Raw genomic sequence first — 6,392 nt, forward strand, 5'->3', positions numbered from 1 at the left:
TTTCCAGCGTCGGCGTTATTGGTATGAACCAGGCCAAACTGTGAGAGTTGCTACGCAACCAGCACCGATTTTTAAGCAACTACCACCGACACCATTAAAAAAGAAAAAGAATTTGGCGGAATGGTTTTATGTACCGCAGTGGCGACGGACACTGCCACTTTTACCATTTAGTTCTTTGAATTTAACTGGTTCTCAAAATAGCTGGCTTTTATTTTTGGATGAGTGCGGTGTTGGTCAAAAATTTGCCCAGTATTTGCAAAGTTTGGGAATTAACGTATTTACTGTGAGCCACAGTACCAGTTTTCAAGTTTTATCGGAGCGGGAATATACCATAAATTCCACTACAGCAGAACATTACGGACTGCTATTGGATGATTTGGCTCAACGTCATCAAATGCCCAGCTATATCTTAAACTTCTGGTTTGTGACATCGCTAAGTGATGAGCTTGCTCCCGAAACTGGCTTCGAGATGCTATTGTTTTTAGCACAAGCGTTAGGTAAGTGCGATCGCTCTTTCACCACACACTTAACAATCGTCTCCACAAACCTCCACGCAATTGAGCCAAGCGATCGCATTTGTCCTGCCAAAGCTACTCTACTTGGGCCTTGTCGCGTTATTCCACTTGAATATGCCAATATCACTTGTCGCAGTATTGACATTGAATTGCCGCAAAATGCCACAGAAACATCACGATTGCTAGATAGTTTGTTCTATGAGTCCACTGCATTGAATGAGGAACCAATAATCGCTTATCGGGGAGAAACCCGTCTGATTCTGGAGTATGAACAAAAACACTTAACCCCTGATGATGGCAACGAAAATATTCCCTTGCAAAATCATGGAGTTTATGTAATCGCTGGCGGACTTGGTGGCGTGGGTTTATCTTTAGCAACTTTTTTGGCTGAAGAATACGCAGCGAAAATTGCACTGATTACGCGATCGCCATTTCCATCACGAGAATCTTGGCATGACCTCTTGACTCAATCGCATATATGTGATTTTCGCACTTATCTAGAAAATTTATATGATGCTGAGTCAGTATGGTCAGAAAAACTGGCGATCGCATCTCTGGCTGATTACCCCGGTTTAGAATCAGGGCTACGAGAATTGTGTTGTTGCTATGCCCTTGATTACCTCAAGGGAGCGCTGAGAAAATCAAAGACGGTAACAGGTATAGATACCCAAAAACTTTTAGAATGTCTTGAGTTATTGCCCTCAATGGTGCGATTCGTCGATTTTATGATCGACTTACTGCAAGAGCAAGAAGTACTAATTAAACAAAATAGGCGACTTCATTTTGGGCCCAATTTTAACCAATTACAAGATTCTTCTCGTTTGAGTGCCTCACTACGTGCTAACTACCCAGCATTCACTGGCATTATTGATGTTTTGGAACGTGCTGCTACAAATTACCATGAGGCTCTCTCAGGTAAAATTCCGGCAATTAGTGTGTTGTATCCAGAAGGTCGCTCTGATTTTCTGGAACAAGCTACAAAAAACACTTTAGAGTATAGTCAGGAGCCGATCTATCGCCGGGTATTAGCCGAATTAGTGCGGATCTTGGCACAGCAGCAGGAGAAACGCCCTCTACGGATTTTGGAAGTCGGTGCTGGTAGCGGGTTATTAACACAAGTTGTTGCTGAGGAACTTTCTCAACTAACTTCCCAAAAGGTCGAGTATTGGGTAACTGATATTAGCCCCAGCTTTATGGAACAGCTTCAGCATCGGATTGCAGACAATGGTTTTGACTTCATCCAAACAAGGGTATTCGATATTTCCAGAGATCCGGTAACTCAAGGTTATGCTCCTGGCAGCTTTGATGTTATTTTGGCACTCAACGTTGTTCACGCAACACCAAACATTGAAAACACACTATTTAACCTGCGATCGCTTTTAGCTCCTAACGGAATTCTGGCACTGATTGAAGCCACGAAAATGCCCCCTTGGGTTGATATGATCTGGGGATTATCTAAGGGCTGGTGGCAGTTTGAGGACACTCATTTACGTAGCCGGTCGCCCCTTTTAAGTCAGCACAATTGGGAAAAGCTGTTGACAGAACAGGGTTTCACAACCGTTGAGAGCTTACCGGCTAATGCTGAGATGCAAAGTACTACCGATACAGCTTTAATTATTGCTCAAGTCAGCAGTGAGCGAGTTGCAGCCTCACCTAGTTGGCATAGTGAAGCCAATCCCCAAGAATTAACACAACATCGAATTCGCCGGATTCAGGAAATCGAACTCCGGGGGGGAGAGGTGGAAATTTATCACTGTGATATTTGCGATCGCGATGCACTATCGGCAACAATTGGCGATGTTGAGCAACGTTTTGGTACAATTAATGGTGTCATCCAATCCGCTATGGTACTCGATGACGGATTAATGCAGCTAGAAACCTCTCAGAAAGCGATGGAGGTGCTGCGTCCAAAGATCCAAGGTACGCAATTACTGTTTGAATTAACTGACAATCCCCAGCGGCGCTTTTTTGCTATTAGTTCTTCTCTAGCTTCCACTCTTGGACTCCACGCCCAGGCAGATTATTGTGCTGCCAATGCTTTCCAAGATGCTTTTGCTCACAAGATGAATGCTGAGTCCGAGTCTTTTGTCTGTTCTATCAATTGGGGCAATTGGAGTGATGCTGGCGCGGCAATGCGTCTGCTTATGGACAAGTCTTCTGCTGCACCGCGACTACATTGGGTTCCTCATCCCCTGTTCGATCATTGTGTAGAGACTATTTCAGGTAGAAGAGTTTATCACGCTCGCTTGTCAGTACAACGACATTGGATTGTGAACGAACATCGGCTTGACGAGCGTCCGCTAGTTCCAGGTACAGCCTTCCTAGAATTGGCTAGGGCAGCTTATCAACATTGGCACCCAAGTCAGGCGATAGAATTGCGCGATGTCTTGTTCCTAAATACGTTAGAGGTGGATGAATCCCAGGAGCGTGAAGTGCGTGTTGTTCTAGAAGACAGAGGAGATTACTGCAACTTTACTATTCTTAGCCAAGATGATGCGTCCTACTGGTATGAAAATGCACGAGGCGAAATTGCCCTACTCAAAGAGTATCAACCAAAACTCTACGATATTCAAGCCTTAAGGCGTGCTTGTCAGGAGAAAAGAGCATCTGATACGGGACTGACAAGTGCCAGAGATAACATGAAGCATTACGGCCCTGTTAGTGTTGGGCCACGTTGGTATAAGGCGATCGCAGATAGATATTTCGGTCAAAATCAGGCTATGGCTGAGTTGACTTTATCAGAAGATAATAGTGATGATTTATACCATTATAAGTTGCACCCCGCCTTGCTTGATGTCGCCACCAGTTTTGCGATCGCTGCCAAAGATTTCTACTTTCCCTTTAGTTATCAAAAGTTGCGGCTTTACGGGTCACTACCATCAAAGATAGTAGCTTATGCACGCTATCTCGATGACGGCCGCTCAGGTAAAGAAACCATTTCTTTCGATATTCTGTTACTAGATGAAGCTGGTTACGAATGTGCCTTGATAGAAGGCTTTATGCTCAAGAGCAGCCCTGAACGCTCCACCAATAAAGCTATTAGTCCAGTTGCATCCCCTGATCTACATCCGGAATTACAGCAGGGGATGACTTCCCTAGAGGGAGCCAAAGCCTTCCGTCGGATACTGAAACAATCGTCATCCCAAGTGTTGGTTTCTACTCAAGATTTTGCCAGTGTCCAGGCTGAAAACAAAACTATGAGGGTATTACGCTTCAAGGAAAATGCCTTGCCCTTATTACGAGAGTGGACAACAAATCATGTAAACTCTCAACCCCACTCTATTACAATCAACAATTCTTGGAGCGATTATCGTCAAGGATTAACTTCTCCATTATCAGAGGAAATGACAGCCCTAGTAAACATTTTTCGAGAGGTCTTACGCATACAAGAAATCAAAACCAGTGACGATTTTTTCAATCTTAATGGAGATTCATTACAAGCGATTCTGGTGACTTCTCGCATCAGAGAGATATTTGGTGTAGAACTAGGTACAGATGCACTTTTTGATTGCCCCACTCCGGAGGAACTTCTGCAATCTATCAAGCAAAAACTAGTCGTAGTTAAATAAAAGTACTGCTATATGAAGATGTTCGGACTTGTACGAAGTAGCAATTAGAAAATAAAATTAAACATCTGTTTATTTTTGACATCCCCAGGAATTAAACATTGAAAATCGATATAAATATATGTTCAGCAATAAAAAAGTTTATTTAACAGCGCCATCATACGAATTAGGCAATCTTAAAGATATCGAAACTTTAGATGAGCTTAAAGAAGATAATCAAATTTTAGAAACCCTGTTAAAATTCGGATTAAAAAAATATGCTAAAAGTCACTTACCACCACTAGTTATGGCTAAACAAACTGCAAAGTATACTTTAGAAAAAGTAAGTATAACTAGAAAAGAAATTGATGTTTTAATCTATGCCACTAGCAGTTTTTGGGATTCTAGATTTTATGATGGTAAGGAAGTCAGTCGTTTAAGTTATGAACTAGGTTTAGAGAATGCATACCCAATTGGTGTTTTTCTTTCTGAATGTGGAAACATACACACTGCCATACGTACTGCTGCTAGCTTAATCCAAGCTGGAGAATGTAGAAATATTTTAGTCGTGACTACAGATCAAACTCAGGAAGGCGGAACAAGAATAATTCCACCAAATATTTCTATAGCAAGTGACGCAGCAGCAAGTTGCATTGTTAGTGCGGAAAAAGGAGACTTTGAAATCATCCATATAACTCAACACACTAATGCAGCAATGAGTGAACTAGATATAAATGAGAAAAGTGAAGAGTATATGTATGCGGTAACAGAAGGTATCAAGCAAACTTTGTGGAAAGCAATGAAATTCATCGAAAAAGAACCAAGAGATTTTCAGCAATTAATTACTAATAACTATAGTTTATTATTGTCAAAAACTATTAGTGACTTAGGAGGCTTTGACTTTGAGCAAGTTTACACCGAAAACATAGCAAGATTTGCTCATGCTTTAGCATCTGATAATTTAATAAACTTATGTGATTTATTCAATAACAATTATTTAAATTCACAGGATTTGCTTCTTCTATTAGGAACAGGATCAAATATGTGGGGAGCTACAATTTTAAGTAAATTATAAAGAAAAATATGGTTACTTAACAGTTATATTTAGCTAATTTTTTTCGCCTTTACTTAAATAGTTAGCAAAGCAAGATAAATTTATTCCAAACGAGCTTAAATATATGAAACAACGCTTTCCATTTACGTCATTTCCTAATGGTTGGTTCCGTATTGCCTACAGTCATGAATTACCACTTGAAGGTGTTAAACCACTTTCTTATTTTGGAAAAAACTTAGTACTATTCCGCACTAAACAAGGATCTCCCCATGTACTTGATGCCTACTGTCCTCATTTAGGAGCAAACTTGGGTTACGGTGGACGTGTTGAAGGTGAAACTATTAAATGTCCGTTTCACGGGTGGTGTTTTAATAAGTATGGAAAATGTACAGATGTACCTTATGCAAATAGAAGTTTACCTAATGTACAGATTCCGACTTGGCACGTTAGAGAAATTAACGGCTTGATTTTTTTATACTACCATGCTCAAGGAGAAGCTCCAACGTGGGAATTACCCCAGATACCTGAATTAACTTCTCGAGAATGGACTCAGTTAAAACAAGGTAGCCAGTGCCAAATTAATTCTCATGTTCAAGAACTACATGAACAAGTTGTAGATATTGCTCATTTTCCAACAGTGCATTCCGATCACTCTACTAAAAGTCAAGGTTCAGAGATAGATGGTTCGATTTGGAAACAATATCTTCTTTCACAACAAGCTCTTAAAATTGCAACATTAAACTTGCAGATAGAAACTAAAATCGAAATAATTCTCTATGGCTTGGGATATAGTTTACAAAGATATTGTATTAGTGGAATCGGTAAGCTAGAATTCATTCTCTTATTTTTGACAACACCAGTGAATGAAGAGGAGCTTGAGATACATATGCTTATTAGTATTAAGAGCTTGTTTAGTAAAACCATAACCTCAGCTTTGACACCATTGCTGGTCAAGACCTTAGAAAATGAAGTGAAAAAAGACTTCCCCATCTGGAAAAACAAACTTTACCGCACTCATCCAATTCTCTGTGAGGGTGATGGTGAAATTATGAGATATCGTTATTGGGCTAGCCAGTTTTATTCCGAACTTATTGAAATTTCTAGGGGGAGCAACACGATTTTGTGAGGTTAGACAAAGGGACTTCTAGAGAATAAAATATACCAGCAATAAAAAATATTATCCCTAACTGTCTAATTAGTATACAAAGCAGATAAGCTAGAGAAAGCAGCTACTAGCAGTAAAAATTAGTGATAGCCAAGTTGCCTCGCCATCGCCCA

The 6,392-nt window shown here is 40.4% G+C and carries 3 protein-coding genes (1 of these 3 only partly in view); all 3 read left to right on the forward strand.

What is annotated here, in order from left to right:
• Positions 1 to 4,084, forward strand: partial view of a type I polyketide synthase gene (locus HCR01_RS31385; RefSeq protein ID WP_193199910.1) — the 3' portion only. It extends 2,399 nt beyond the left edge of the window; only the last 4,084 of its 6,483 coding nucleotides appear in the window; its start codon lies off the left edge, out of view; its stop codon occupies positions 4,082 to 4,084.
• A 118-nt stretch (positions 4,085 to 4,202) separates the two neighbouring features.
• Positions 4,203 to 5,135 (forward strand): hypothetical protein, encoded by a 933-nt coding sequence (locus HCR01_RS31390; RefSeq protein ID WP_193199911.1) that lies wholly within the window; start codon positions 4,203 to 4,205, stop codon positions 5,133 to 5,135.
• A gap of 103 nt (positions 5,136 to 5,238) precedes the next feature.
• A complete protein-coding gene (locus tag HCR01_RS31395; protein WP_193199912.1) occupies positions 5,239 to 6,240 on the forward strand; it encodes a Rieske 2Fe-2S domain-containing protein in 1,002 nt (333 codons plus the stop codon).
• The last annotated feature ends 152 nt before the right edge of the window (positions 6,241 to 6,392 follow it).

It is taken from the genome of Nostoc sp. MG11 (assembly GCF_014904695.1).
Classification (GTDB): Bacteria; Cyanobacteriota; Cyanobacteriia; order Cyanobacteriales; family Nostocaceae; genus Komarekiella.